General features: G+C 62.7%; 19 protein-coding genes and 1 tRNA gene. 7 read left to right on the forward strand and 13 right to left on the reverse strand.

Annotation, left to right across the window (positions count from 1 at the left end; translation table 11 throughout):
* Positions 1–13 precede the first annotated feature (13 nt).
* The 11 genes from AC07UB_RS13250 to rpmH form a co-directional block, all read right to left on the reverse strand.
* On the reverse strand, positions 14–586 hold the full coding sequence (locus AC07UB_RS13250) for a phosphorylase family protein (RefSeq protein WP_492791060.1): 573 nt from the start codon (positions 584–586) through the stop codon (positions 14–16).
* On the reverse strand, positions 583–1737 hold the full coding sequence (gene dapE / locus AC07UB_RS13255; protein ID WP_494653381.1) for a succinyl-diaminopimelate desuccinylase: 1155 nt from the start codon (positions 1735–1737) through the stop codon (positions 583–585). Before dapE ends, AC07UB_RS13250 begins: the two co-directional genes overlap by 4 nt.
* Before the next feature lie 9 nt (positions 1738–1746).
* A complete protein-coding gene (dapD, locus tag AC07UB_RS13260) occupies positions 1747–2592 on the reverse strand; it encodes a 2,3,4,5-tetrahydropyridine-2,6-dicarboxylate N-succinyltransferase (RefSeq protein ID WP_494653383.1) in 846 nt (281 codons plus the stop codon).
* Positions 2593–2668: 76 nt separating this feature from the next.
* Complete coding sequence (locus AC07UB_RS13265) at positions 2669–3370, reverse strand: pyrimidine 5'-nucleotidase (protein ID WP_494653385.1); 702 nt, start codon at positions 3368–3370, stop codon at positions 2669–2671.
* Positions 3367–4416, reverse strand: coding sequence for a DUF1036 domain-containing protein (locus tag AC07UB_RS13270; protein ID WP_494653387.1), 1050 nt, complete (start codon positions 4414–4416; stop codon positions 3367–3369). The genes AC07UB_RS13265 and AC07UB_RS13270 overlap by 4 nt, the downstream gene beginning before the upstream one ends.
* Positions 4417–4504: 88 nt before the next feature.
* Complete coding sequence (gene argB / locus AC07UB_RS13275) at positions 4505–5401, reverse strand: acetylglutamate kinase (RefSeq protein WP_492791056.1); 897 nt, start codon at positions 5399–5401, stop codon at positions 4505–4507.
* A 76-nt stretch (positions 5402–5477) separates the two neighbouring features.
* Entirely contained in the window at positions 5478–5858 is a 381-nt protein-coding gene (locus tag AC07UB_RS13280) for a DUF423 domain-containing protein (RefSeq protein ID WP_494653389.1), read from the reverse strand.
* A 59-nt stretch (positions 5859–5917) separates the two neighbouring features.
* On the reverse strand, positions 5918–6583 hold the full coding sequence (yihA, locus tag AC07UB_RS13285; protein ID WP_494653391.1) for a ribosome biogenesis GTP-binding protein YihA/YsxC: 666 nt from the start codon (positions 6581–6583) through the stop codon (positions 5918–5920).
* Positions 6584–6689: 106 nt separating this feature from the next.
* Positions 6690–8531: a membrane protein insertase YidC gene (gene yidC, locus AC07UB_RS13290; protein WP_494653393.1), complete on the reverse strand. Its 1842-nt coding sequence runs from the start codon at positions 8529–8531 to the stop codon at positions 6690–6692.
* 29 nt (positions 8532–8560) lie between these two features.
* On the reverse strand, positions 8561–8944 hold the full coding sequence (rnpA, locus tag AC07UB_RS13295; RefSeq protein ID WP_492791052.1) for a ribonuclease P protein component: 384 nt from the start codon (positions 8942–8944) through the stop codon (positions 8561–8563).
* Positions 8945–8987: 43 nt separating this feature from the next.
* On the reverse strand, positions 8988–9122 hold the full coding sequence (gene rpmH, locus AC07UB_RS13300; RefSeq protein WP_011471298.1) for a 50S ribosomal protein L34: 135 nt from the start codon (positions 9120–9122) through the stop codon (positions 8988–8990).
* A 337-nt stretch (positions 9123–9459) separates the two neighbouring features.
* On the opposite strand from rpmH, the gene AC07UB_RS13305 reads away from it, so the two are divergent.
* Complete coding sequence (locus tag AC07UB_RS13305) at positions 9460–10932, forward strand: ATP-binding protein (RefSeq protein ID WP_492791051.1); 1473 nt, start codon at positions 9460–9462, stop codon at positions 10930–10932.
* 117 nt (positions 10933–11049) lie between these two features.
* A tRNA-Arg gene (locus tag AC07UB_RS13310) sits at positions 11050–11126 on the forward strand.
* A 157-nt stretch (positions 11127–11283) separates the two neighbouring features.
* Here the strand turns inward: AC07UB_RS13310 and AC07UB_RS13315 are convergent.
* Positions 11284–12285, reverse strand: coding sequence for a helix-turn-helix transcriptional regulator (locus tag AC07UB_RS13315; RefSeq protein ID WP_492791050.1), 1002 nt, complete (start codon positions 12283–12285; stop codon positions 11284–11286).
* 451 nt (positions 12286–12736) lie between these two features.
* On the opposite strand from AC07UB_RS13315, the gene AC07UB_RS13320 reads away from it, so the two are divergent.
* The 4 genes from AC07UB_RS13320 to AC07UB_RS13335 all read left to right on the forward strand — a co-directional run bounded on the left by AC07UB_RS13320 (position 12737) and on the right by AC07UB_RS13335 (position 16191).
* Positions 12737–13687, forward strand: a complete 951-nt coding sequence (locus AC07UB_RS13320) for a DUF1254 domain-containing protein (RefSeq protein WP_492791049.1) — start codon at positions 12737–12739, stop codon at positions 13685–13687.
* A gap of 289 nt (positions 13688–13976) precedes the next feature.
* Positions 13977–14330, forward strand: a complete 354-nt coding sequence (locus tag AC07UB_RS13325) for an HdeA/HdeB family chaperone (protein WP_492792710.1) — start codon at positions 13977–13979, stop codon at positions 14328–14330.
* A gap of 135 nt (positions 14331–14465) precedes the next feature.
* A complete protein-coding gene (locus AC07UB_RS13330) occupies positions 14466–15248 on the forward strand; it encodes an outer membrane protein (protein WP_492791048.1) in 783 nt (260 codons plus the stop codon).
* A 115-nt stretch (positions 15249–15363) separates the two neighbouring features.
* The gene (locus tag AC07UB_RS13335; RefSeq protein ID WP_492791047.1) at positions 15364–16191 is read left to right on the forward strand and encodes an acid phosphatase; all 828 of its coding nucleotides are present in this window, start codon (positions 15364–15366) and stop codon (positions 16189–16191) included.
* Positions 16192–16447: 256 nt separating this feature from the next.
* Here AC07UB_RS13335 and AC07UB_RS13340 read toward each other — a convergent pair whose 3' ends face one another.
* The gene (locus AC07UB_RS13340; protein ID WP_492791046.1) at positions 16448–18193 is read right to left on the reverse strand and encodes a winged helix-turn-helix domain-containing tetratricopeptide repeat protein; all 1746 of its coding nucleotides are present in this window, start codon (positions 18191–18193) and stop codon (positions 16448–16450) included.
* Between the two features lie 191 nt (positions 18194–18384).
* On the opposite strand from AC07UB_RS13340, the gene AC07UB_RS13345 reads away from it, so the two are divergent.
* Positions 18385–26646, forward strand: coding sequence for a hypothetical protein (locus tag AC07UB_RS13345; protein ID WP_494653398.1), 8262 nt, complete (start codon positions 18385–18387; stop codon positions 26644–26646).
* Positions 26647–26654: the final 8 nt, after the last annotated feature.

A 26654-nucleotide genomic window follows, 5' to 3' on the forward strand; every position in this document is an offset into this window, starting at 1 on the left:
GGCCATGACGAACTTAAGCTATCCCCTTCAACGCGTCCCAGAACAGCTCTTCGCCGCCCGCGACATTCTCGTTCCAGTGATCGGCGGCGTTGTCGTCGGCGGCGTCGGTGATGAACTTGAAGGCGCGCCACGGCACGCCATGACGCTGGCAGACATGCGCGATGGCAAACAGCTCCATGTCCACGATGTCGATGTTGTTTTCCACCAGCCAGGGATCGACCGCGGTGACGAAACTGTCGCCGGTGCCGCAAACCACGTTGCCGAAGCCGGATGACAGCCGGTCCATCTCTGGCGAGAACGGCGTTCGTCCGCGCGGCGCCAGCGGCATCGCCGCCATGTCGCGCTGAACAGTGTGCGCGACCTCCACGAGGCCATTGTGGATATGCGCGATCTTGCCGGCGGTGCCGTAGTTGACGATGAGCTTCGGCTGCAGCGCCATCACCGCCAGCGTCGCGATGCTTGCCGCGTTGACCTTGCCGACGCCGGTGTAGATCACCTCGACGCCTTCAGGCGCACGCGCCTTGTTGAGTTCGGTGTCGATCGCCGTGAGAATGACGACATGGCCGCTCATGTTCGGGCTGCTCATGCGAAGTAACGCTCCAGCACGCCGCGATAGATTTTTGTGAGCTTCTCTATGTCGGAGACCGGCGTGCGTTCATCGATCTGGTGCATGGTCTGACCGACAAGGCCGAATTCCAGCACCGGGCAATAATTGGCGATGAAGCGCGCGTCCGACGTGCCGCCGCCGGTATTCAATTCAGGCCTGCGGCCCGTCACGTCTTCGATGGCGGCGACAACGAGATCGGTGAATGGCCCCGGCCTGGTCCGGAACACGTCGGCGTTCGATGGCTCCCACGCGATATGCGCCTTGATGCGGTTGCCGCTCGCCTTGGTCACGCGATCCTTGATCAGCGCGCGCAGGGATTCGCGGGTGTGGCAGTCGTTGTAGCGGATGTTGAAACGCGCGCGCGCCTGCGCGGGGATCACGTTCCACGCCGGATTGCCGACATCCACCGACGTGAATTCGAGATTCGAGGGCTGGAAGTACTCGGTGCCCTTGTCCAGCGGATCACCGCTCAGTGCTGCGATCAGCGCGGCAATGTCCGGCACCGGATTGGATGCGCGGTGCGGATAAGCGACATGGCCCTGCACGCCATCCACAATGATCGTTCCTGATTGCGAGCCGCGCCGCCCCGTTTTGATGGTGTCGCCGATCTCGTTGACGTTGCTCGGTTCGCCCAGCACGCAGTGATCGAATTTTTCGCCGCGCTCCGCCGCCCACTTCAGGAGTTTGACGGTGCCGTTGACCGCGACGTCTTCCTCATCGCCGGTGATCAGAAATGAGATCGAGCCTTTCGGTTGGCCGTCATTCGCTTTGAGATATTCAAGCGTGGCAGCGACCGAACAGGCGATGCCGCCCTTCATGTCGACTGCGCCACGTCCGTAAAGCATGCCGTCCTTGACGTCGCCGGCGAATGCGCCATGGGTCCACGCGGTCTCATCGCCCGGTGGCACAACATCGGTGTGTCCCGCAAAGGTGATGTGGGGCGCGCCGGTGCCGATGCGGGCATAGAGATTGTCGATGTCGGCTGCGCCCGGCTCGGAGAAGGTGACGCGATGCACGTCGAAGCCGGCATCGCCCAGCAGCTTCTCCAGCACGCCGAGCGCGCCGGCATCTGCTGGCGTCACCGACGGGCAACGCAGCAGATCACGGGCGATGGTCAGCGCATCGGTCATCGGTGTGTATCAGTCCCGCAGCAGTTCGTTGATGCTGGTCTTGGCGCGGGTGCGCTCGTCGACGCGCTTGACGATGACGGCGCAGGACAGCGACGGACCGGGCTGGCCGTTCTTGAGCGGCTTGCCGGGCAGCGATCCCGGCACCACCACCGCATATTCCGGAACTTCGCCGATGAACGTCTCGCCGGTTTCGCGGTCGACGATCTTGGTCGATGCGCCGAGAAACACGCCCATCGACAGCACCGCGCCCTTGCGCACGACGACGCCTTCGGCGACTTCCGAACGCGCGCCGACAAAGCAGTCGTCCTCGATGATCACGGGGCCGGCCTGCAACGGCTCCAGTACGCCGCCGATGCCGACGCCGCCGGAGATGTGCACGTTCTTGCCGATCTGGGCGCAGGAGCCGACGGTGGACCATGTGTCGATCATGGTCGATTCATCGACATACGCACCGAGATTGACGAAGGACGGCATCAGCACGACGTTTTTTGCGATGAAGGCCGAGCGGCGCACGATCGCGCCGGGCACTGCGCGGAAGCCGGCTTCGCGGAAACGGTTCTCGCCCCAGTTTTCGAATTTCGACGGCACCTTGTCCCACCATGCAGCACCACCGGGGCCGCCGGTGATCGGCGACATGTCGTTGAGGCGAAACGACAGCAGCACGGCCTTCTTCAGCCACTGATGCACTTTCCACACTCCGTCCGCCTGCCGTTCGGCCACGCGCGCCTCGCCCTTGTCGAGCAGGTTGAGCGCCAGCTCCACGGCGTCGCGCACTTCGCCCTTGGTATTGGCGTTGATGGTGTCGCGGGCGTCGAAGGCGGCATTCAGCGTGGTTTCGAGAGCGGTCAGTGACATCGGGATTCCTTGGGAAAAAGCAGTCGCGGGATGCGCTTTTGTCGGGATTTGGCGGCTTTGAGTCAAGCTGATGCGGTCAGTTTGAGGGCTTTATCGCCGCCAAAAACCCGGTCAGGTCGTCGGTGATGTGATCCACATAGGCGGCGTCGCGGCCTTCCAGCTCCCAGTCCTCACGCACCACATTCTTGGTGCCGTCGGGCACCACCAGAACGGTGGTCATGCCGAGATCGTGCGGCGTCACCAGGTTGCGCGCCAGATCCTCAAACATCGCGGCCTTCGCCGGATCGACGCCGTGCAGCTTGAGGAATTTCATGTAGGTCTGCCGTGCGGGCTTCGGCTCCAGTTCGGCAGCGACGATGTCGAACACGTCCTCGAAGTTTTTCGCGATGCCGAGGCGCTCCAGCACCTTGCCGGCATGGGCGCGCGAGCCGTTGGTCAGGATCAGCTTGCGGCCGGGCAGTTTCTCGATGGCAGCGCCCATCACCGGATTGGGCTCCAGCGGCGAATGGTCGATCTCATGCACATAGGCGAGAAAGTCGTCGGCCTTGAGGCCGTGCTCGGTCATCATGCCGCGCATGGTGGTGCCGTAGCGCTTGTAGTAATCCTTCTGGATCTTGAAGGCTTGGTCCTTCGGCACCTTTAGATATTGCGCGACGAAATCGCGGATGCGCACGTCGACCTGTTGCCAGAGATTGACGTGATGCGGATAGAGCGTGTTGTCGAGATCGAACACCCATGTCTCGATATGGGCGAAGCCGCGTTTTTCTTTTTTTGTCATGGCATTCCAAATCGTAAGGTCTTGCCCGTGCCCGCGGCCATGTCGATGCGTTCATAGCCGCTGGCGTTGAGGCCGCGCGCGCCGCAGTCGCCTTGCTCGGTGAACTCGAATTGCGTCTCGCGGGTGCAGAGCGTCGTGCTGCCGCCCCAGTTCAGCGGGCGGCTGTTGATCTTGATGGTGCGGCCATCGGTATCGACTGCCTCGGCGAAGCTGAAAATCCTGCGCGGCTGGCCGGTCACATCCGGGTGCAGGCATTTGCCGGGCTCGATGCGATACCAGCCGCGGCTGGTGACGGCCTTGCCGTCGTCGGTGGCGATGGAGGCCATCACGCGATACTGCGTGTCGTTGCACCAGGTGAGGCCGGTGCCGGAGGGAGATTCCACCGCGGCGATCATGGTCTCGAAGAAGTTCGGGGCCTGCGTAGCATCCGCGTTGAGCCCGCGCGCTTTCAGGAACGCGGCAAGCGCATTCTGTGTCTTTCGCCCGTCCACGCCGTCGATGGGCGCGGCGTCGTAGCCCGCGATCACCAGCAGCCGCTGGATCGCCGCAAGCCGCGCCTGCTCGTCGTCATATTCCGCGCCTTCCGCCAGATACGCGACCTGATGGCCGTCCTCGCCGGTGGTCGGCTTGATCTCGGTGAAGGCGGCAGCGCTCTGGCCGCCGCGACACTGGCTCCGCGCGGCCGCGATGACGAAATCCTTCGGCGCAATGCAGAGATTGTCGGTGCCGTTCTGCGGCGCGGGCGATGCGCCATAAACGGGAAGCGAGCGCGCATGAAGCAGAATGCGATCCGCGGCAATGGTCCCGATCGCCACCACGCGGCAGGTCGCCGGATCGATGCGGAACCAGCCGCGCGTCGCGGTCGCAGTCTTGTCGTCGATGCCGATGGCGGCTTCGACCACGTAACTCATGCGGTTGCAGATTCTCAGGTCGGCGCGGGCGGGGGTGGCAAAGATGAGGAGCAGCAAAAAAGCTGTGACGGCGCTTTTTATTTTGATGTCGTCCCCGCGAAAGCGGGGACCCACAGTGCGCCTTAGGCTCCGCATTATGCCGTACTCATCGTGGTTGCTGTTCGCCAACAAGAAGATGGGTCCCCGCTTTCGCGGGGACGACGTCGAACATTGAGTATGCGCATCACTTGTGGATCAGCGTTCCCGTGCCCTGATTGGTGAACAGTTCGAGCAGCACCGCGTGCGGTGTCTTGCCGTCGATGATGACCACGCCCTCGACCCCGGCTTCCAGTGAGTAGATGCAGGTTTCGACCTTCGGGATCATGCCGCCGGAAATCGTGCCGTCGGCGATCAGCTTGCGCGCGTCCTTGATCGACAGTTCGGGAATGAGCTTCTTCGATTTGTCGAGCACGCCCGGCACGTCCGTCAGGAGCAAAAGGCGCTTGGCCTTCAATGCACCGGCGACCGCACCGGCGAAGGTGTCGGCGTTGACGTTGAAGGTCTGGCCGGTGGCGGATGACGCCAGCGGCGCCAGCACCGGGATCAGTTCGTATCCGATCAACTGATTGAGCAGCGTAAGATCGACCTTGTCGGGTTCGCCGACGAAGCCGAGATCGATCACCTTCTCGATGTTCGAGCCGGGATCGACCATGGTGCGCGTCGCCTTGGTGGCGGTCACCATGTTGCCGTCCTTGCCGCAAAGGCCGACGGCCTTGCCGCCAGCCTCGTTGATATGGCTGACGATCTGCTTGTTGATCGAACCGGCCAGCACCATCTCAACGATCTCGATGGTCGCGGCGTCGGTAATGCGCAGTCCAGAGGCGAACTCCGACTTGATGCCGAGGCGCGTCAGCATCGCCGCGATCTGCGGTCCTCCTCCATGCACGACCACGGGATTGATCGCGGTCTGCTCGAGCAGAACGATGTCGCGGGCGAACTGCCTGGCGAGATTTTCCTCGCCCATGGCGTGGCCGCCGTATTTGATGACGATGGTTTCCTCGTCGTACCGCTGCATATGCGGCAGCGCTTCGGACAGGATGCGGGCCTGATCCTGCGGGCTGATGTCGTGCAAATCGATCATGAGGGGATCTCGTTCACGCGGGGGTGGCAGGGGTTTAGCCGATTGCGGCAGCGGCGCAAAGCGCCCGCATCGCGGATCAGGCAGCCCGTCGCGGCCAGGCGGCGGCGATCGCCAGCACAAGCCAGCTTAAAATCAGCAGCGTGCCGCCGGTCGGGGCAGCCATTGTGAACAATCCGTGACCGGCATACTGGCGCATCGCCAGATCGCCCGCGAACAGCGCAGCGCCGACGATGAAGCCAAAGGTCGCGGTGAGGCCCAGGTGACGCTGGGCGATGCCGTGCCCGGTCAGCAGTGCCGCGCCGATCACGGCGCTGGCGTGGAACAGCAGCATTGAAGACGCAGAGCCGAGCCGTGTTGCGTCAGGCTGATGGGCGGCGGCCGCAGCCAGTACGACACCCGCGGCGCCCATCAATCCGGCCAGCACGACCGCGAGGCGTAACGCGCCATTCCGGGTCATCAACTAATCTTTCTGTTTGGGCATGATCTGAACCGAAAACCGGTTCCCACTTTTCGGGATCATGCCCTTTCCCTCAAAAGACGGATCATGGCGGCGCGCAGTTCGGGCATGCCGTCGCCGGTGCGCGAGGATGTGACCAGCAATTCCGGAAACGCCGCCGGATGTTTCGATAGCGTCGCGAGGGTGGCGGCCATGGTCGCTTCGAGTTCGGACTTTTTTACCTGATCGGCCTTGGTCAGCACCACCTGATAGCTCATGGCGGACTTGTCGAGGGTTTTCAGGATTTCGGCATCAACGTCCTTGAAGCCGTGACGCGAGTCGATCAGCACATAGACGCGGGCGAGGTTGGCGCGGCCTTGCAGGAATTTGTGGATCAGCGTGGTCCACGACGCAACCTTGGTTTTCGGCGCGGACGCATAGCCGTAGCCCGGCATGTCCACTAGCCGCAGCCCGGCATCCTTGCCGTCCGCAGGCGTCGGGCCCTCGAAGAAAATCAGTTCCTGGGTGCGGCCCGGCGTGTGCGAGGTGCGCGCCAATGCGTTGCGGCCGGTCAGGGCGTTGATGAGGCTCGACTTGCCGACATTGGAGCGGCCGGCGAATGCGACCTCGACGCCGGCCATCGGCGGCAGCGTCTCGATCGACGGCGAGGCCCAGAAGAATTGCCAGTCGCCCGCGAAGATCTTTCGTCCGGCCTCGATCAGCTCCGCATCGGTTTTATCGTTCATGCGAAGGTATCCAGTCATGCGTCGATGAAATCACGACGTCTCCAATAATATCATGCCCGGCACGAAGCCGGGCATGACGAAAGCGCAGGCAATAGCGGGCGCCGGGCTACGTCGTTTTCTTGCTGCCGGCGAACACCGCCTTCAGATTATCGAACAGCTCCACCTTCGCGCCGTTCTTGCGCATGATGTAGCTCTGCTGCAGCACCGACAGCAGGTTGTTCCAGGCCCAGTAGATCACGAGACCGGCCGGGAAACCTGCGAGCATGAAGGTGAAGATCAGCGGCATCCAGTCGAAGATCATCTTCTGCGTCGGATCCGGCGGGGTCGGGTTCAGCTTCATCTGGAACCACATCGTGATGCCCATGATGATGGGCCAGATGCCGAGGTGCAGGTAATAGCCGAGCACCGGAAGCTGGGTCGGGTCGAATGCCAGCAGGCCGAACAGGTTGAACAGGTTGGTCGGGTCGGGCGCGGAGAGGTCCTTGATCCATCCGAAGAACGGCGCGTGCCGCATTTCGATGGTGACGAACAGAACCTTGTAGAGCGAGAAGAACACCGGAATCTGGATCAGAATCGGAAGACAGCCCGCGATCGGGTTGATCTTCTCCTTCTTGTAGATCTCCATCATCTCCTGCTGCTGCTTCATCTTGTCGTCAGGATACTTGTCCTTCAACGCGGCGAGCTGCGGCTGCACGGCCTTCATCTTGGCCATCGACGCGTAGGACTTGCTGGCGAGCGGGAAGAAGATCAGCTTGACTAGCACCGTCACCGCCAGGATGGCGACGCCGAAGTTGCCGAAGATGTGGAAGAACCAGTCGATGGCCCAGAACATCGGCTTGGTGATGAAGTAGAACCAGCCCCAGTCGATCAGGCGGTCGAACTTGTTGAGGCCGAGCTGCTTGTCATAGGTGTCGACGGTGGCGCTTTCCTTGGCGCCTGCGAACAGGCTGGTCGTCGTCGTCGCGGTGCCGCCGATTGCGACCGTCATCGGGTCGAGCAGGTAATCGGTCTGGTAGGTCCGCAGGGTGCCTACGAGGTTCGACGAGTAGCGCGCCTGCAACGAGGCCTTCGGGCTCGGCAGCAGCGTCGCGGCCCAGTACTTGTCGGTGATGCCCATCCACGCGTTGGTGACCTTGAACTCGACCGCCTTGGCGTCGTCGATTTTCTTGTAGCCGTATTCCTGTAGGCCCTGGTCGCCGAGAACGCCGATCAGGCCTTCGTGCAGGATGTAGTAGCCCGAGACGTGCGGCGCGCCGTGGCGGGAGATCAAGCCGAATGGATACAGCGTCACCGGAGCGTCGCCGACATTCGCGACGTCATCCTTGATGGTGAAGAGATACTTGTCGTCGATGGAAATGGTGCGCTTGAAGGTCAGGCCCTGACCGTTGTTCCAGGTCAGCGTGACCGGCGTCGCCGGCGTCAGCGAGCCCGCGCCTTCCTGTTTCCAGACGGTGTCCTTGTCCGGCATTTTCGTCGTCGCGCCTGCGGCCGGCACGAAGCCGAATTCGGCGTAGAACGGCTCCTTGGTGCCCGACGGCGAGAACAGCTCAATCGCGGGCGATTTCGGATCGACGGTTTCGCGATACTTCACCAGCGCGACGTCGTCGATGCGGCCGCCGGTCAGCGCGATGCTGCCGCTGATGCTCGGCGTTTCGATCTTCACGCGCGGGCCGGCGGCGATCACGGTGGACCGGCTCTGCACAGGCACGGTCGCGGCCGGCGTGACGGTTGGACCACCCGGAACGGGGGCCTGCGAGGTCGCTCCCGGCTGCGGCGATGCAGGATTGGCCGGCGTCGGCGCGGGGTTAGCCGCCTGCTTCTGCGCAAGCTCGGCCTGCTGCGCGGCGCGCTGCTTTTCCATCGTGGGAATGTTGTAGAAATACTGCCATGCGATCAGCACGAGGCCCGACAGAATGACGGCGAGGATGGTGTTGCGATTTTCAATCATTCTCTAGGGCTCGCATCGTTCAGGTCGCGTCATTCGACCGGGCGGGTTTGGGAATTCGCAGTGTTTAAGGCGCTGGACTGTCTCGACGTCTGGCGCTCGAGGCGGCTGAGCGCCGAGCGCAGATCGTTGAACATGGTTTCAAAGCCGCGGTCCAGCGCGGCACGACGGCCCACTATCACATAATCATGGTGAGGTCGCATGGATATGACGTCGAGTCGCTTCACCAATTCGCGAAGCCTGCGCCGGACGCGGTTGCGTTCCGTGGCGGTGCCGACCTTTTTGGTCACAGTGAAACCGACGCGTACCGGGCCACCGTCGTCGCGCGCGCGGGTCTGCACCACAAAGGCGGGGCCGGCCATGCGTGGTCCACTGGCCGCTGCGACGAAATCCGCGCGCTGCTTCAACCGGTCCATGATCTCAACCGGCGCATGGGAAAGTGTCTCGGATAAGGTCCGGTCAGGCGCTCAAACGCTTGCGGCCACGCGCACGGCGGGCGGCGAGAACCTTGCGGCCGCCGACAGTCGCGAGACGGGCACGGAAGCCGTGACGGCGCTTGCGCACCAGTTTGCTGGGTTGATAAGTCCGCTTCACGGTCGTTCTCCGCTGCCAAATGCTCGTCCGACCAACGTGTCGGAGGCAATTCGCCGATATTGAGATGAAATCCTGCGATGTTGGCCCTGAAGAGGACCAATTTCGATCCAAAATGAACCGGCCCGGTCAAGCCGGGCCATCGAGGACAGTTGGCGGGGCTTATACGGGAGGCTCCCGTTTTCGTCAATCGAGAGAGCTATTAACATGAACTGGAGCCGGTTTGGCAGCCGGGGGCATGCTATGGCCTAAACCATAGATATTTCCGGGGTTTGACCCGGCTCCCGGCCGGGCGCATCCTGCGCGGGGAAATCACGGCAAAAGACAGGCTTTTTATTCCATGGCGGTATCCGGCCCAGAGCCCAATCGGAGCACGGCCCGGCCCCCAACCGGGCTGCGGTTCGGGCTGTCCGGCAAGCTGCTGCTGCTGACCATTCCGCTGATTCTGATCGCCGAAGTCCTGATCTACGTTCCTTCCATCGCCAATTTCCGGATGAACCGGCTCAACGACCGGTTGGCTGCGGCCAGCACGGCGGCGCTGGTGCTGGACGCCGCTCCGAGCGGCATGGTGCCCGACGCGTTGGCCCGCCAGATTCTGGCGAGCATCGGTGCCCGCGCCGTCGCCATCAAGACCGGCCAGCAGCGCAGGCTTCTGGCCGCAGCTGACATGCCGGCGAAGATCGACCACGATGTCGACATGCGCGACATGAATGCGTGGTCGGCCATCGTCGATGCATTCCAGGTGATGCTCGACAGCGGCGACGAAGTGATGCGTATTCTCGGTCCCGCCCCCGGCAGCGGGCAGTTCATCGAGGTGGTGGTCGACGAGAAGCCGCTGCGCGCCGCGATGTTCCGCTTTTCGCGCAACGTGCTGCTGTTGTCGCTGGTGATGGCGATCATCACCGCGGGGCTGATTTACTACGCCCTACACCATCTGTTCGTGCGGCCGATGCGGCGCGTCACGGCCAACCTCGTCGCCTTCCATGAGAATCCGGAAAGCACGGCGCGGATCATCGAACCCTCGAAACGCAGCGATGAAATAGGCCTCGCGGAGCGCGAGCTCTCCGACATGCAGCGCGACCTCGTGTCGATGCTGCATCAGAAAAGCCATCTCGCGGCGCTCGGCCTTGCGGTGTCGAAGATCAACCACGACCTGCGCAATCTGCTGGCGTCGTCGCAATTGCTGTCCGATCAGCTGGCGAGCGTGCCCGATCCGCGCGTGCAGCGGTTCGCGCCGAAGCTGATGCGCTCGCTGGAGCGCGCCATCGCGTTTTGTCAGTCAACACTCTCTTATGGCAAGGCGCAGGAAGCGCCGCCTGACCGCCGCATGATCCTGATCGAGCCGATCATCAATGAGGTCCGCGAATCGGCGGGGATCGCCTCTGACACGTCGATTGAGTGGATCAGCGCCATCGAGCGCGGGCTCACCGTCGATGCCGACCCCGATCAGATGTTCCGGGTGCTGCTGAATCTCGTACGGAACGCAGCACAGGCGCTGGGGAGCGACAGATCGAACGCGGCGCGGCAGATCCGCGTCACCGGCCGCCGCGAGGGCAGCGTGACCATCGTGGAAATTTCGGACACCGGCCCCGGCATCCCGGAGAAGGCGCGCGCGCATTTGTTCGAGGCCTTTCAGGGCTCGTCACGCGACGGCGGGACCGGATTGGGGCTCGCGATTGCAGCGGAACTGGTCCGCGCGCATGGCGGCGAGCTTCATTTGGTGGAGGGGACCATCGGAGCCGCGTTCCGAATCACGATTCCGGATCGTGCCGTGGAGCTGCTCAGCCACCGGGAGGCGCGGGCCCGGGCTTGAAAAACCTGCGTTTTGGCCCGAAATCCCTTGCCTATCGATCTTGCAAAGCCATCCCGGAGCCGGTAGCTATGGCGCTCTTTCGCGGAGCGGCCTCCGGCCCTCAAATCCGCGAAATGCGCGCCCGTAGCTCAGCTGGATAGAGCACTAGACTACGAATCTAGGGGTCAGGAGTTCGAATCTCTTCGGGCGCGCCATTTTCCCACCATTCGGAATAAAACTGCGAACTATGTCGGCTCGTGGGCGCGGTGGTATTCTTCCGTGTTCTTCAGATAGCTGACGTTGCAGACAGGTCGAGGGTTTTCGCGTTCTGCCCCATAGGCGACCTTGGCGACGTCCGCTTGCGGGTGGCGCTTATCGTAGCCGCGATTGCTCGCGAAACTGTCGCGGCGTAACACCGGCAATTCGGCGGAAGGCGCGGCTGAAGTGTGCCGGATCCGTGTAGCCGGAAGAAAATGCGATTTCGATAATCTTGGAATCAGTGTCACGCAAAAGCTTACTCGCGTTCTCATATCTGACGGTGTCGAGTAAGTCTGAATACGTAAGGCCGATGTGCGAGAGCTTGCGTTGAAAGCTTCGTGTGCTAACGCCCGCCATCTCCGCGACTTCAGCAAGATATGGAGTTCTTTCGTCCAGATAGGACGGCAGCATCAGTTTAAGTAAGTCAACGATGTCATAGCCAGAAGGGCCATCTTCGTCATCGCGCGGCGACGGACTTATTTCGATCGGGCAGTTAGAGAGACTCAGATGCGAGCTCGGCACATCGATCCAAGCGGCGTGCTGGCCCGACAGAAAACGTACATTTGGCCAGGAGGATTGCGTCGCCGGACTCGGCGTGTAGCGAGCTTCAAAGGCGATCGTCGCCGGCATCCAGTCCGGCCCTGTAAACTGCCGGACGATGTGTATGGAGCAAATGTTCTGGATCCATTGCGCGTGTTCCAGATGCAAGAGCCCGGTTGTCCCGGCGAGCCTGCTGCAAATCCGCACGTGATCGTCGTCGTGCTCGATCCACATATTCAGAATTGTATCCTCCCGCGACGCCCATCTGCAGGAATGCTGTAGCGCAACAAGCAATGTCGGGGAGTGAGCGATCAAGGCCCGAGTTTTTTCTCGCAGATGGGAAAAGTGCAGCCGCTGACTGGCCAGGAATCCGAATTCTTCAATACCCTGGCTTTTCTGGGCGGTTTCCATGAAGCGGATTGCCGGCAGTAGCGGGATGTAGAGATCGCTCTTTGCCTCGAGAGACGACGGAAGCCGAAACTTTTCCAGAAGCGAATTCGTCGGCGCGCCGATATCGTCAAGAATCCCGGCGAAAGGAAGAAGAAACTGGCAGCGCGTCAAAGGGATGTTAACCATCGGATCTCGTCGCGATCATAGAGTTGAAGCTTTCCACCAACCAGAATTTGGCCGGATTCGCTACCGGCGAGCATCGAGATTTCGCCGTTCTGTTGCCGGCACATGCCGGTCTTGAAGCGTAGCGGTTCGCGTCAAAGTAGCCGCAGCGTGCGCAGTGGTAATAATTCACCTGCAGATGGCCCGGTCGCTAGCGATTGGCGCGAAATGGCAAGACTAGCGATCTGTCTATTCTCAAAATGATCCGAACAGAGTTCGGATGCCGATCAGACAGTGATCGGTTAGATGGCATTTGACTTGTCCCGCGCCGCGCCGTGCGGAATGGTCCCGCGCCGTTACTCAGCACGGCTTTGAATGAAGAGGTATGTCCATGTTCCACTCGGTTGGAATCAGTCTCGCATTTGCTTCAGTTGCACTGACCGGTGCAGCATTTGCCCAGACGCCAGACAGCAAAATGCCGGTCACCGTTGACAATTTCGCCCGCGCCGAGACCGACCATTACCTTGCGGCGAATGCAAAGGCCGTAGGCGGGCTGGGCAAATTTCAGCATTCCCGGGAGCCCGTATCGATCGATAAGCAAACGGTCATCCGCATGAATCGGGATACGCTCTATTCGTTTGCGGTGTTCGATCTTGCCGGCGGATCGGTCACGCTCTCGCTGCCCGACACGGGCAAGCGCTACATGTCGATGATGGTCGTCGATCAGGATCATTACCTGCCAATCGTCGCCTACGGCACAAAGCCGGTTACGTTGACGCAGAAATCTGTTGGCACCCGGTATGCCTTCGTCGCTATCCGGACGCTGGTTAATCCCAATGATCCGAAGGACCTTGGTGAGGTCCACAAGCTTCAGGACGCCATCAAGGTCAGCCAGAAGGCGACAGGCAAGCTCGAGCTTCCAAACTGGGATGAAGGAAGCCTGACGGACGTCCGCAATGCGCTGCTCGGACTGGCAAAGTTCCAGACGTCGTTTCGCGGTTCCTTTGGCGCCCGTGGCCAGGTCGATCCGATCCAACACCTGATCGGCACCGCTGCCGGATGGGGCGGCATTCCGGACAAGGACGCCATCTACGTAAGCTTCACGCCTGCGAAGAACGACGGCAAGACGGTCTACACCTTCAATATGCCGAAGACTGTGCCGGTGAAGGAGTTCTGGTCGGTCAGCGTGTACAACGCGAAGGGCTTCTTCGAGAAAAACGAATACAATGCCTATTCGATCAACGACATCACCGCGAAAAAGAATGCCGACGGCTCTGTGACCGTGCAGTTCGGCGGCTGTGACGGCAAGATCCCGAACTGTCTGCCGATCGTTGAAGGCTGGAACTACACCGTCCGGCTTTATCGGCCAGAGCAACCCCTTGCCAGCGGCAAGTGGAAACTCCCGGAGGCGAAGCCCTCAATCTAAGTCTCAAAGGATTGGCTTTCGAGGAGGAGACATCGGTTTCGTCGCCCCTCACTGTCACACCTCAATCGCCCGCATCCCGAATTGCCGCTGATGTCATAGCGAAGCAAAAAAGCGATCGCAGTTCGCGTCTTTGTCTCTAGATGGGGAATGCGGTCGCCGCATAGCGATTGGCACGAAATGGCAAGACTGGCGATCTGCGTGCGCACAAAATGATCCGCAAGTGGATCGGCGCCAGCTCGGCTGTCTATTCCGCCTCCCTGATGCTTCCGAAAGTGGAATTGGTACCATTATGTTCAGAACACTGATCATCGCAGCAGTCGTCGGCGTCACATCGATGCAAGCGGCGCGCGCGCAGACCGACCTCAGCACCTACGCCGACGCCAACGGGTATTTGGACGTTCAAAAACTGACGTGCGCTCAACTCGCCGGCACGTGGCAGCAGGATGCGGACATGCTCACCAGCTGGTACAGCGGCTGGTACAATGGCCTTGCTCGCAAGCACCTGTTGAACATCAAGCGAGGAAAAGAGCTCGAGCACGAGGTGATCGTGTATTGCAAAGCCAATCCGAGCAAAAAGATGATCGAGGCGATCGCCGTTGTCTTCAAAGACGCGCGAGCCGCGGCGGGAATCAAGATGAAGTAAACACGAACGCAGCGCGCGCGATCGGGTGCCGCCCGATCGTGCGCCGGTTCACCTCCTCGCGTGTCCTGTGGCTGCGTGTGGCGGCGGTGACGCTGTGGAAGCGCCAAGGTCAAGACATCAATGTCAGGGGAAGTTGTGCGCTATCTCGTCATCGGGTTGACGTCGGCATCATTGCACATGCCAGCTTGGGCCTCCGATCTTCCACAGCCCGGCTCGCCGCGCACTCCTGTCATCGCATCAGCACCAAGCTTCTCCGTCACAAGCTATCTCTGGGCAACCGCGATTGACGGAAAGAGCGCGACGTTCCCGCCACTGCCGGCAGCAGACATCAGCCTCCGTTTCCGAGATGTCCTCAAGGAATTGGACGGCGGGATGATGATTGCCGCAGAAATGCGCGCTGATCGGTGGAGCTTTCTGGTCGACGGGCAATTTGGTCAGGTTACGGCCGGAGGCAACCTGCCTGGTCCGTTCTTCTCATCGCTGAAGGTGCGCTCCCAAAGCACGACCATTCAAGTCTCGGCCCTCTACCGGACTTACGAGGACGCGGCTCTTTCGCTGGATGTCGGAGCAGGCATCCGGTTCTGGAACCTGAACAACAAGCTGGAGATCCAGCCTGGTCTGGCGAATCTTCACGTTGATCATCGCCAATCCGAGACGTGGGCGGATCCCACGTTCGGTGCCCGGCTCGGACTGAATCTCGGCGGCCCATGGACCTTGACGGTCGCAGGCGACGTTGGCGGCTTTGGTGTCGGCTCGCGCTCGACGTGGCAGGCATTGGGTACGGTCAACTACGCATGGAATGAAAACTGGACGTTGAAAGCCGGCTATCGCGCATTGCACGTCGACTATCGCAACGGCGGATTTTCGTACGACGTAACCCTGCACGGTCCCGCCGTTGCAGCAACCTACCGTTTCTAACCGGCAACTCTCACTCACCTTGTGGCGCGCCTCGGCCAGACGGTCGGGACCCGTATTTCAAGGAATTCCAGTCGCTTGATCATCTCGGCGATATTGAAATGAACGGAGACGATCCATGACTGCGAACCTGGCTCGACCCGCAGGTGCATCCATCTTCTTGCTGCTCGCGATTTGCGGGCAGGCCCTCGCGCAATCGAGCGAAGCTCGACCGAACGTCACTGATCCACATTTCAAGATTGCACCCGGCTATCTGAAGCCGTCCGAATTGCCGAACAGCTTGGTGCTGCTGGGTCCGCCCCCTGAGGCGGGTTCGGCGGCTCTGGCCAGGGACGAAGAGGCGCGCAAGGCGACGATCCCGCTGCGAGGCACCGACCGCTGGAAGCTTGCTATCACAGACGCCGATCTCGCCTTCCCGCAGGCGGCCGACAATTTTTCCTGCGCGATGGGTATCAAGATCACCGAAACGCAGACCCCTCGGCTCTATGCCATGATGCAAAAGGTGTTGTCCGACTTCGGACTCTCCACCTACGGTGTAAAGAACAAGTACAATCGTGTTCGGCCCTTCGTCGTCCATGAGGAGGCGACATGCAGAGCGGATCAGGAAGCGATCTTGCGGGGGGACGGCTCCTACCCCTCCGGCCACACCGCTGCCGGATGGGGATGGGCGCTGGTTTTCTCACAGATCAATCCCGAACGCTCGAATGAGCTGTTCCGGCGTGGTCTGGCCTTCGGCCAGAGTCGGGTGATCTGCAACGCTCACTGGCAGAGCGACGTCGATGCGGGGCGCATCATGGGAGCGGCGACCGTTGCGCGGTTGCAGACCGATCCGGCCTTTCTTGCCGATCTCAAGGCGGCAGAAGCGGAGGTGAACGCAGCCAAGGCGACGCCATCAGCTTTGATGCCGGATTGCGCTGCCGAAGCCGCAGTCTTGTCGGCGCAATAAGCGGGCGCTGAAGGGCCTTCAATCGAAACAATCGCGCTAATCCGGGTTTCCGGACCATCCGCTTGAAACGCGAACTCGCGACCTGAAGCGTTCGACGTTGGTAGGATTAAGTAACAATTTCAATAGTATAAGAGTTCGCAGTTTTATTCTGAATGGCGCGCCATTTTGCCATCACTTAAATAAAATCTCGAACCTGGTGCTGACCTCCGTTGAGGTAGGCACTCGTATTTATCCCTGCGGATAAGTACCGTCGGGTTCAGCCCTCCGGCAGCCCGGCCGCAACCATGGACCGGATCAGGCGCTCGGACCCTTCCACGAATGACGGGCTGGCATTCTTCGTCGGAGGGGAGACGTTCAGCGCCGTGGTGCCGGGCCGTAACTCCAGCCCTTTTTTCATGGCCGCCCTTGCGTCGTCGATACGGCCCAGCTTCTGATAGACTGCTGCCAGCAGCATGTGCGAGCGCCCCGACGCCGGCGTAATGTCGATTGATCGCTGCACCCATGGCAGCGCATCGTCGTATCGATCCAGCAGAGCATTCGCCCAACCCGCGCCGAGCAGCCACGTCCAGCGCGACACGCGCGGCGTATCGAAACGGTCGGCTTGCTGGAATGTTGCGAGCGCATCTTCAAAACGGCCGAGGTGAATCTGGCCGAGGCCGACAAGATAAAGAGCAAGCCCATTCCACGGATCGTAATTCAGCGCCTTTGCGCAGGTTACAAGACTGTCGGCAAAACGATTGGTTGCGCTCAGGAAGCGGCAATAGGTCTCCAGCACCGGGATCGAGTCGGGTTTCGCTCGCAGCGCGCGCTCCAGCGTCGCGCCGGCTTGCGCTTCCGCCGCGATCGCATCGGTCGGGGTGTACCAGACCATCTGGATGCCGCGCATCTGGAGTGCAGCGAGCGCGACAGCGATGTCGATGTTATCGGGCTCGGCGAGAAGCTCCTTCTGCAACATCGTCTGGGCGACGCCAAAGCGCTCGCGTGATGTTTGATTGATCGAGGCGGTCGCCTGTTCGATCGTGACTCTGGCCTTGCCGGTGGGCGAGACTCCGGTCGCGGATTTCTTGTTCTCCAGCAGCCGGTTCAATTGCTGCGCAAGCTGATGACCGGCTCCCGCCGCAAGCCGCGATTGCTGGAGTTGCAGATCGAGGTCGTTGAGGTCGACCGAAACCGTGGCGACGGAATGGATATCACCAGTCGCCGTTTCGATCATGCGCGCCTGAAGGGTCCAGGCTTGCGAACCGCGCTGCAATTCGCCGCGCACGACGAAGTCCGCTTGTGCGGTGGTTATGGACGCCTGCTCGGGTTGATGTGCGTCGGCTGCCGATTGCGGCGCGATCACCCGGATATAGTCTATTCTGGCAAGGCCATCGATCAGGCGGTTGGTGACAGCGCCTGCCATCCCTGCGTCCGGAGAATCGCCAGACTCGGCAATGGGCATCACCGCAACGGTCGGCGGCGTGCGCTTGAAGATGAGGCCGGACCTGAAGGCCGGCGCCGCGACCGCAAGCCCGATGATCATGCAAAGCGCAGCCACGGTCGCGATGGCGACCGGCCCGCGCAGGCTGAACATCCGCTGCGATCTTGCAGCGTCAGGAATAATCGTCGGCGCGACGGCCTGCTCGGGCAGCGCAATCTGGGCGGGAGTGGCGATGTCGGCCGGTCCGGTCGAGACCTCGGCGGCAAACAGGTAGCCGCGGCCGGAGACAAGCCTGACCATCTGCCGCTGGTCGTCGCCAAGCGCCGAGCGAATCTCGCGGATACACTGGAACAGGCTGTCTTCACCGACATGGACGTCAGGCCAGACCGCCTCCATCAGTTCCTCCTTGCTGAGGACCCGGCCGGCATTGCTGGCGAAGTGTTGAAGCATGTCGAACGACTTGGGACGGAGCTTGATCAACGCGCCATCGTTGCCGCGCAACTCGGCCCGCTTCTCATCCAGCGCAAAACCCGCAAAGCGAAACACCCGGTCCTCGCATTCCTGAAGGAAGGAAATATCCAAGCAGCTTAACCCGCGCGGCTTGAAAAAGGAATTTCAGAAAAATTTCAGAACAAATTCCTGCCGATTCAGGACACTTGTTGCGTCGCCATGAGATGTAGATGCCCTGCTTCGCTGGCCGGGGGCTGCAAGCGCGGGGCTGTTAGCTGCGGGGGGGAGGGCAAGCGTTGCGGAATCAGGGGGGACGATTTGGGATGGTCCGTCGGTTGCGGGCCACCGTCCTCGGCTGCGTCTGTCTGGTCGCGTCGGTCATTCCGGCGGCCGCCGTTTGCGACGGTGTCGTCAACTGCTCGGGGGATATCTCGGGCGGCGTCAGCTATGACGGCAACTCGGTCACGACCCTCAACGTCAACTCCCTGACCAACAATGTCACGCCTTCCAGCGGCGTATCGGGATTAAGTCTTACGGCCCGCGCCGATGATGGAGACAACGGCCGCGATGGCGGCGTAGGAATCGGCGTTCAGCCTGGCGACAACGGCAACGGCGCCAACACTCTCAATCTCACCTATTCGCAGCCCGGCGCAAATCCTTCGGCAGGAAGCTCCGGTGCGATCGTTACGACGAATGCATCCGGCATCGTCGTCACAGCGCGAGGCGGCAACGGCGGTAGCGGTGGCGACGCCTATGTCGCGGGCAATGGACGCGGCGGCGGCGACGGTGGGGCCGGCGGCACCGTAACCGTTTCAGCCACAGGCGCCATCTCGACATCCGGTAACGGCGCGGCGGGCATTGTCGCGGCCAGCGTTGGCGGCGACGGCGGTAACGGCGGCGATTCTGCCGGCCTCGGCGGAAGCGGAGGCAACGGCGGCGAAGGTGGTCATGCCAACGCGGTATCGGTAACTCTCAACGGATCTGTCAGAACCAGCGGCTCCGATGCAAACGGCATCAGCGCCGTGAGCCGCGGCGGCGCTGGAGGCTCCGCAGGCGACTGCACCGGAATTTATTGCGGATCGAACAGCGGCGGCGGCGCGGCTTATGGTTCGACTGTCAATGTCTCGACCACGTCGACATCGGCCATCGAAACATTCGGCACCTATTCCAACGGCATCTATGCAGCAAGTATCGGCGGGTTCGCCGGCGGCGGTGGAGGTTCCTACGGCGTCGTCGCGTTCGGCAGCAGCGGCGCAAGCGCTGGTGATGGCGGGACCGTTACCGTTACGAATGCCGGTTCGATCACGACACATGCGGCAAACTCCTACGGCATTTTCGCGCAGAGCATCGGTGGCGGTGGCGGCGGTGGCGGCAGTTCGGGCGGTCTGGTGTCGCTTGGCGGCAGCGGATCGAGCGGCGGCAACGGCGGCAATGTGTCGGTCACCAATAGCGGAGCCATCTCCACCAGCGCGGCAAAGTCCATCGCGATCTTCGCACAAAGCGTCGGCGGCAGCGGTGGCGACGGCGGAAATTCCGGCGGGCTCGTTTCGTTAGGCGGCAACGGATCTTCGACGACGCCCGGCGGCACCGTCAGCGTCAGCAACACGGGCACGCTGAACACTCAGGGCGCGGACTCTCAGGGCATTCTCGCGCAGAGCATTGGCGGCGGTGGCGGCAACGGCGGCACAGCCGGTGGCACGTTTTCCTTCGGCGGCAGCGGAGGCGGCGGCGGCGTTGGCGGCAACGTGACCGTCAGCAATGGCGGCTCGATCACCACACAAGGCGTCAATTCAATCGGCATTCAGGCTCAGAGTGTCGGCGGCGGCGGCGGCAATGGCGGTAACTCGGTTGCGTTCACTACAAGCATTTTAAGTCTGGCGATGGGCGGCAGCGGCGGTGCCGGTGGCGCGGGGGGCGCGGTGATCGTGCAGGGCACGAGCGGCACTCCGGCCTACAACATCAACACATCCGGCAATAGCGCCTCGGGTATCCTTGCGCAAAGCGTCGGCGGTGGTGGCGGCAACGGGGGATTCGCAGTCAGCGCATCCGGCCCGACCGACTTCTCGGCTGCGGTCGCCCTTGGCGGCACCGGCGGCAGTGGCGGCGCGGGTTCGTCGGTCACGGTGACGACCGCCGCGACCATATCCACCAGCGGCAGTCAATCGAATGGCATCTCCGCGCAGAGCATCGGCGGTGGCGGCGGCAATGGCGGATTTGCTGTCGCGGCCGGATTGTCAGGCGTCAGCGTCTCCGTCGGGCTGGGCGGAAAGGGCGGCAGCGGCGGCGCTGCGAACAACGTGACGGTGAGCAACACCGGTGCGATCACCACGTCGGGACGGGATTCCAACGGCATCATCGCGCAGAGCATCGGCGGTGGTGGCGGCGACGGCGGGTTCGCGGTTGCGGCCAGCGGTGGCGGCATCGCCGCGGCGATTGGTCTTGGCGGCAGCGGCGGTGGCGGCGGCACCGGAAGCACCGTGTCGGTGACAAGCAATGGCGCGATCACTGCGTTCGGTTCGCAATCGCGCGGCATCGTTGCGCAAAGCATCGGCGGCGGTGGCGGCAACGGCGGCTTCGCGGTGAGCGGCGCATTCAGTTTTACGCCGCCCCTCGTTCCGGGAGCGGCGTCCGTCGGCATCAGTCTTGGCGGCAGCGGCGGTGCCGGACAAACAAGCTCGTCAGTCTCGGTGTCGAGTACAGGTAACATCACGACCCACGGTGAGAATGCGCAGGCGATCATCGCGCAAAGTATCGGCGGCGGTGGCGGCAATGGCGGGTTCAGCGTCGCGGGGGCGTTCTCCGCAGGCGGCGGCGTGACTGGCGCGGCGGCCGTCAGTGTTGGCGGCAGCGGATCGGGCGGCGGCAATGCCGCCAGTGTCAGCGTATCGAGCAATGGCAATGTATCGACCAGCGGAAGCGGATCGACTGCGATCCTGGCGCAGAGTGTCGGCGGCGGCGGCGGTAACGGCGGATTCAGTCTCTCGGCGGCTGGCGCGCAAACCGGAGCGGTGGGTGTCAGTGTCGGTGGAGCAGGTGGCCTCGGTGGCATTGCGGGCTCGGTCACCGTCACCAATACCGGAACGGTTTCGACCGATGGTGATCGCGCACGCGGCATTCAGGCTCAAAGCATCGGCGGCGGCGGCGGCGACGGTGGCTTCAGCGTCGCCGGGACGTTGACGACCGGACCGGGCGCCGGAAGCGTGAGTGTCGGCGGCAGCGGAAGCGGCGGTCAGGATGCGAGCAGCGTCGTGGTCAACAGCAATGTCGGATCGACGCCGGGCTCGACCCTGACAATGCGAACATCCGGCGACGACGCCTCCGCGATCTATGCACAGAGCGTCGGCGGTGGTGGCGGCAGCGGCGGCTTCAGCGGCGCGCTGTCGGCGGGCACGGCCGGGACGTTTGTCAATGTCGGCGTCAGCGTTGGCGGCAATGCCGGCACCGCCGGACAAGCCGGCACGGTCAATGTCACGAGCGTCGACAACATCTTCACCAGCGGCAAGGGCTCGAATGCGATCCTGGCCCAAAGCATCGGTGGCGGCGGCGGCGACGGTGGCCAGAGCATGTCGCTCGCTTTCAATTCCGCGGCGATGTCGGGAGCATTGACGGCGTCCGTCGGCGGAAAAGGCGGCGGTGGCGGCAACGGCAACACTGTGACCGTCAACAGCACCGGCTCACTCACGACGGTTGGCGATACATCGGCGGCGGTCTTTGCGCAGAGTATCGGCGGCGGCGGCGGCACCGGTGGTTTCGCAGGCGCTGTCTCCCTGACAGCGGCGCCCGACTGCGGCTGCAATACCAATCTCAGCCTTGCACTGAGCATCGGCGGCTCCGGCGGTGCAGGTGGTGATGGTGGCATTGTGAACGTCACCCGTAACGGCAGCATCTCGACGTCGGGCTCGCAATCTTTCGGAATTCTGGCGCAGAGCATCGGCGCCGGCGGCGGCAGCGGCGGCTTTTCATTCGCGGGCGGTTTCGCGCAGCGCAACTCTTACAACGTGAACTTTGCGCTTGGTGGTTCGGGCGCTGTCGGTGGCACGGGCGGAGCCGTCACCGTCAACAATACAGGCGCGATTTCTACCGGCGGAACGGATTCCACGGCGATCCTTGCGCAAAGCATCGGCGGCGGTGGCGGCAACGGCGGGTTCTCCGTCGCCAGCGCCATCGGCGTCGGCGGCACGGCCACCAGCGTCAACATGGGCGTGTCGATCGGCGGATCAGGCGGCGCGGGCGGAACAGGCGGGACAGTCAACGTCACCAACAACGGTCTGCTCAGCACGCAGGGCGATGGCGCTTACGGCATTCAGGCGCAAAGCATCGGCGGCGGCGGCGGCAATGGCGGCGGATCGATCAGCGCTGTTGTTGGCTTTGCTGCGGGCAGTCCCGGCAATACCGTCAACGCGTCGGTTGCCGTCGGCGGCGACGGTGGAACGGGTAACATTGGCGGCAATGTCACCATCGATCAGACCGGTGGAATTTCAACCACCGGCGATGGCGCGCATGGCATTCTTGCACAGAGCATCGGCGGCGGCGGTGGCGTCGGCGGAAGAGCCAACTCGCTTGCCTTCGCGCTCGGCGCGGCTTGCGGTTTGCCGGTTTGCCCGTCGCCGGGCGGAGGCACCAACATCAACATTGCGATTGCGGTGGGCGGCAATGGCGGATCTGGCAACGATGCCGGCACTGTGAACGTCAACAACCACAGTGCCATTACCACCACGGGCGACGACTCTGTCGGCATTCTTGCGCAGAGCATCGGCGGCGGTGGTGGCGAAGGCGGCAACGGCTCGGTCGGCCTCGGCGGTGGATTGACGCCTTTGCCGGTTGACCCCAGCACGATTCTCATCCCGATCAGCAACGCGACGCCCCTCAGTCCGAAGATCGCGATCGGTGGCACCGGTGCCAACTCCGGAGCCGGCAATACCGTGACCGTTACGAGTTCGGGCGCGATCACGACAAGCGGCGTCAATTCCGATGCGATCATGGCGCAGAGCATCGGCGGCGGCGGCGGCAGCGGCGGCAACGCCTCGCCCGGTATCGTTGGTCTGCTCGGCATTGGCGGTTCGGGTGGCTCGAGCGGCAATGGCGGTGACGTGACTGTCACCATCGCGAGCGGCGGCAACATCGTCACGAACGGACGTAATTCGCGCGGTGTTTATGCGTCTAGCATCGGCGGCGGCGGCGGAAGCGGCGGCGGTGATCTGCTAGGCATCATCACGATCGGCGGTGACGGCGGCGGCAGCGGTGACGGCGGTATCGTCAGCGTCACCAACAATGCATCGATCACGACCCATGGCGCTCAGTCGCACGCCATCATGGCGGAAAGCATCGGCGGCGGCGGCGGTTCGGCACGCGCCTCATCGGGTGTGCTTGCCATCGGTGGCACCGGCGGAAATTCCGGTTCGGGCGGCCTCGTCACCGTTTCCAACACCGGGGCCATTGTAACGAGCGGCGCGAGCGCGAACGGCATCATGGCCATGAGCGTCGGCGGTGGCGGCGGCAGCGGTGCTGCGGCCAACGGCTTGATGGCATTTGGCGGCTCAGGCGGTTCGAGCGGCGATGGCGGTGCGGTCTCCATCACCAACTCCGCGACCGGATCGATCACGACATCGGGCGACATGGCTTACGGCATCTACGCACAGAGTGTCGGCGGTGGCGGTGGTGGAGGTGGCAATGTTGTGTCGGGAGGAATCGGGCTTTCGATTTCGGTTGGCGGCAACGGCGCATCTTCCGGCAATGGTGGTGCCATCACCATTGATAACTACGGCGCGATCCGCACGAATGGTGCTATCGCCCTCGGCATTTTTGCGCAAAGCATCGGCGGTGGCGGTGGTAATGGCGGCACGTCAGGAAGTTACGGCGCCGCCGCGCCGGTGGGAATCGGCGTGGGTGGTGGCGGCGGTTCAAGCGGCAACGGCGGCGACATCACGATCACAAACCGCCAGACCGGAGCGATCACAACAACGGGCGCCGGTTCGACGGCGATCTTCGCGCAGAGCGTTGGCGGGGGCGGCGGCAATGGCGGTGCCGCGCTGACCGTTTCGGCGACGGCAGGCGGCGGCACCGTAGCCGTGGGCGGCGCAGGTGGTAATGGTGGCAACGGCGGCACGATCAGCGTCACCAATGACGGCGCGATCACCACGACAGGGATCAACTCTGTTGCGATCTTTGCGCAGAGCGTCGGCGGGGGCGGCGGTTCGGGAGGCTCGGCCATCGCGGCGACCATCGGCGCCGTTGTTCCGATCGGCGGCGGCTCCGGCTCGGTCGGATTGGGCGGCGATGTCTCGATCACGAACTCCGCCACCGGCACGATTGTGATGACGGGCGCGGGCTCTGTCGGTCTTTTCGCGCAGAGCGTTGGCGGCGGCGGCGGTATCGCAACGGCTGACGGAGCGGCGACGTTCGCGCTCCAGGCCCAGGGCAACGGCAATGGCGGCACCGTGAGCGTCGTCAACCACGGCTCCATTATCATGACCGGCGACAACGCTGCCGGCGTCTTCGTGCAGAGCGTGGGTGGCGGCGGTGGCGTTGTCGGCAAGTCTGGTGACTTGCTCGGCCTCGATCCCATGTTTCAAGGCACGTCTGGCGGTATCGGCACCGGCGCGAGCGTATCGCTGACGCAGGACCGCGACGTCGCGGCGATCGGCCTCAACTCGGTTGCGTTGCTGGTTCAGAGCGCGGGCGGCACCGGCAATGGAAATATGGACGTCACTGTCACCGCCGGCACGACGATCACCGGCGGCAGCGGGACCGGCGCGGGCGTCGGCTTCCTCGACGGCGCGACCAACCTGCTGACCAACCACGGCCGGATTACATCGATCAACCGGATCGCCGGTTATGCGATGACCGCCACCAGTGGCGACGACACGGTCGACAACTACGGCACCATGATCGGTTCGGTTAATCTTGGTACGGGCCTCAACGCCTTCAACAACAAAGCCGCAGCCTTGTTCGACATGGGTGCGAGCGTCATGCTCGGCACCGGGAATTTCTTCACCAACAACGGGACGATGTCGCCCGGCGCGATCAACAATGTTTTCACGAGCGCGGTGACCGGCAATGTCGTGCAGTCAACGGGCGGCACTTATCAACTCGACCTCGATTTCGGGCCGAGCACGGCGGATCGTATCAATGCGACAGGCACCGGAGCTTTGGCCGGAAAGGTTTCGGTCAACTTCCTGAACAAGGCGCAGGTTTTGCCCGGCGATCATCAGATGACGATTGTCTCGGCAGCGGGTGGCTTTACCAACGCCGGATTGACGCTCGATGCGGCATCTTCTGCGATCGTCACCTACAAACTCCTGTATCCAAATCCCAATGACGTGGTGCTCGGTTATAATGTCACGTTCAATCCGGTCGGCCTGCCGACGCAGTTCGCATCGATCGGCAACGCGATCAACGCCATCCAGACCGCCCGCAGTTCGCCCGCATTTGCGCCGATTGCATCGGCACTGTTCGACCTGCCCGATCAGCCTGCACTGTCAAAATTTTATAATGCCGTCGGCGGCGGCGGCACGGCGGCCACGCAGCAAGCCAGTTTCGGCGCCGGCACCGGTTTCGCGTCCATGATGTTCGATCAGATGACTTCCTGGGTTGCCGGCGCGCCGGGCAACAACAACGGGGTTGTGTTCGACGATAACGCGCGGGCCTATGCCGCGGTATCTCCTGCCGATGTGATTGCGGACACCGCGTTCCGGAATGTCCGGAATGCTCCTCCGCCGAGTTTCTCGGATCGCTGGCGCGCCTGGGCTGCTCCGTTCGGATCGAGACAGACCATCGGCAGCAACGCCGCTTCGGGAGCCCCGGGGTCGGCGACGACAAGCGCCGGCGGCGGATTTGGCGTCGAGCGGCAGTTCGGCGACAATGCCGTCTTCGGATTTAGCGCGGGTGGAAGCAGTTCGACATACTCTGTGGCTGACCGCTCGACCAATGGCCGCATCGAAGGCGGACATCTGGGTGTCTATGGCGCGGTCCGCGATGGTCCGCTTTATCTAAGCGGCAGTCTTGGCTATGGCCGCTTCGACAATCGCATGACCCGCGAAATCGCGGTCGCCGGTCTTCCGAGCGAATTCGTGTCGGGCCAGTTCGCAAGCGATCAGTTTTCCGGACGCGTCGAACTGGGATGGCGGCACATGGCCGGCAATATCGCGGTGACGCCTTTCGGTGCCCTGCAGTTCGCGAACACATGGCAGCGCAGCTACATCGAAACACCAGCGTCGGGCGGGCCCGCTGGGATTCTCGGACTGACGTATCAATCGCAGTCGACGATGTCCCTGCCGGCGTCCCTCGGTCTCCAGTTGGACAGCAGGTTGGCGCTGACAGATGGCGTGACCTTGGCTCCTTACCTGCGAGCGGTATGGGTTCATGAATTCTTTCCGGATCGGCGTATCACGGCATCGTTCAACACCGCACCGGGGTTTCTGTTCAGCACCGTAGGCACGCCTGCGTCAGCGGATTCGGCCCAAATCGTGATCGGCAGCGAGCTCACTCTGTCGAAGCAGGTGGCGCTGTTCAGTTCGCTCGCGACCCAGATTGCGTCGCAAAGTCTGGCTTACGCCGGCACAGGTGGTATCAAGATTGCGTGGTAGGCTCGATT

The organism is Afipia sp. GW821-FHT04G03, from assembly GCF_059419985.1.

What these genes read in the sequence shown, in the direction of transcription:
- AC07UB_RS13250 (WP_492791060.1), bottom strand. Translation starts at nt 586, where the DNA reads ATGAGCAGCCCGAACATGAGCGGCCATGTCGTCATTCTCACGGCGATC.
- dapE (WP_494653381.1), bottom strand. Translation starts at nt 1,737, where the DNA reads ATGACCGATGCGCTGACCATCGCCCGTGATCTGCTGCGTTGCCCGTCG.
- dapD (WP_494653383.1), bottom strand. Translation starts at nt 2,592, where the DNA reads ATGTCACTGACCGCTCTCGAAACCACGCTGAATGCCGCCTTCGACGCC.
- AC07UB_RS13265 (WP_494653385.1), bottom strand. Translation starts at nt 3,370, where the DNA reads ATGACAAAAAAAGAAAAACGCGGCTTCGCCCATATCGAGACATGGGTG.
- AC07UB_RS13270 (WP_494653387.1), bottom strand. Translation starts at nt 4,416, where the DNA reads ATGCGGAGCCTAAGGCGCACTGTGGGTCCCCGCTTTCGCGGGGACGAC.
- argB (WP_492791056.1), bottom strand. Translation starts at nt 5,401, where the DNA reads ATGATCGATTTGCACGACATCAGCCCGCAGGATCAGGCCCGCATCCTG.
- AC07UB_RS13280 (WP_494653389.1), bottom strand. Translation starts at nt 5,858, where the DNA reads ATGACCCGGAATGGCGCGTTACGCCTCGCGGTCGTGCTGGCCGGATTG.
- yihA (WP_494653391.1), bottom strand. Translation starts at nt 6,583, where the DNA reads ATGAACGATAAAACCGATGCGGAGCTGATCGAGGCCGGACGAAAGATC.
- yidC (WP_494653393.1), bottom strand. Translation starts at nt 8,531, where the DNA reads ATGATTGAAAATCGCAACACCATCCTCGCCGTCATTCTGTCGGGCCTC.
- rnpA (WP_492791052.1), bottom strand. Translation starts at nt 8,944, where the DNA reads ATGGACCGGTTGAAGCAGCGCGCGGATTTCGTCGCAGCGGCCAGTGGA.
- AC07UB_RS13305 (WP_492791051.1), top strand. Translation starts at nt 9,460, where the DNA reads ATGGCGGTATCCGGCCCAGAGCCCAATCGGAGCACGGCCCGGCCCCCA.
- AC07UB_RS13315 (WP_492791050.1), bottom strand. Translation starts at nt 12,285, where the DNA reads ATGGTTAACATCCCTTTGACGCGCTGCCAGTTTCTTCTTCCTTTCGCC.
- AC07UB_RS13320 (WP_492791049.1), top strand. Translation starts at nt 12,737, where the DNA reads ATGCCGGTCACCGTTGACAATTTCGCCCGCGCCGAGACCGACCATTAC.
- AC07UB_RS13325 (WP_492792710.1), top strand. Translation starts at nt 13,977, where the DNA reads ATGTTCAGAACACTGATCATCGCAGCAGTCGTCGGCGTCACATCGATG.
- AC07UB_RS13335 (WP_492791047.1), top strand. Translation starts at nt 15,364, where the DNA reads ATGACTGCGAACCTGGCTCGACCCGCAGGTGCATCCATCTTCTTGCTG.
- AC07UB_RS13345 (WP_494653398.1), top strand. Translation starts at nt 18,385, where the DNA reads ATGGTCCGTCGGTTGCGGGCCACCGTCCTCGGCTGCGTCTGTCTGGTC.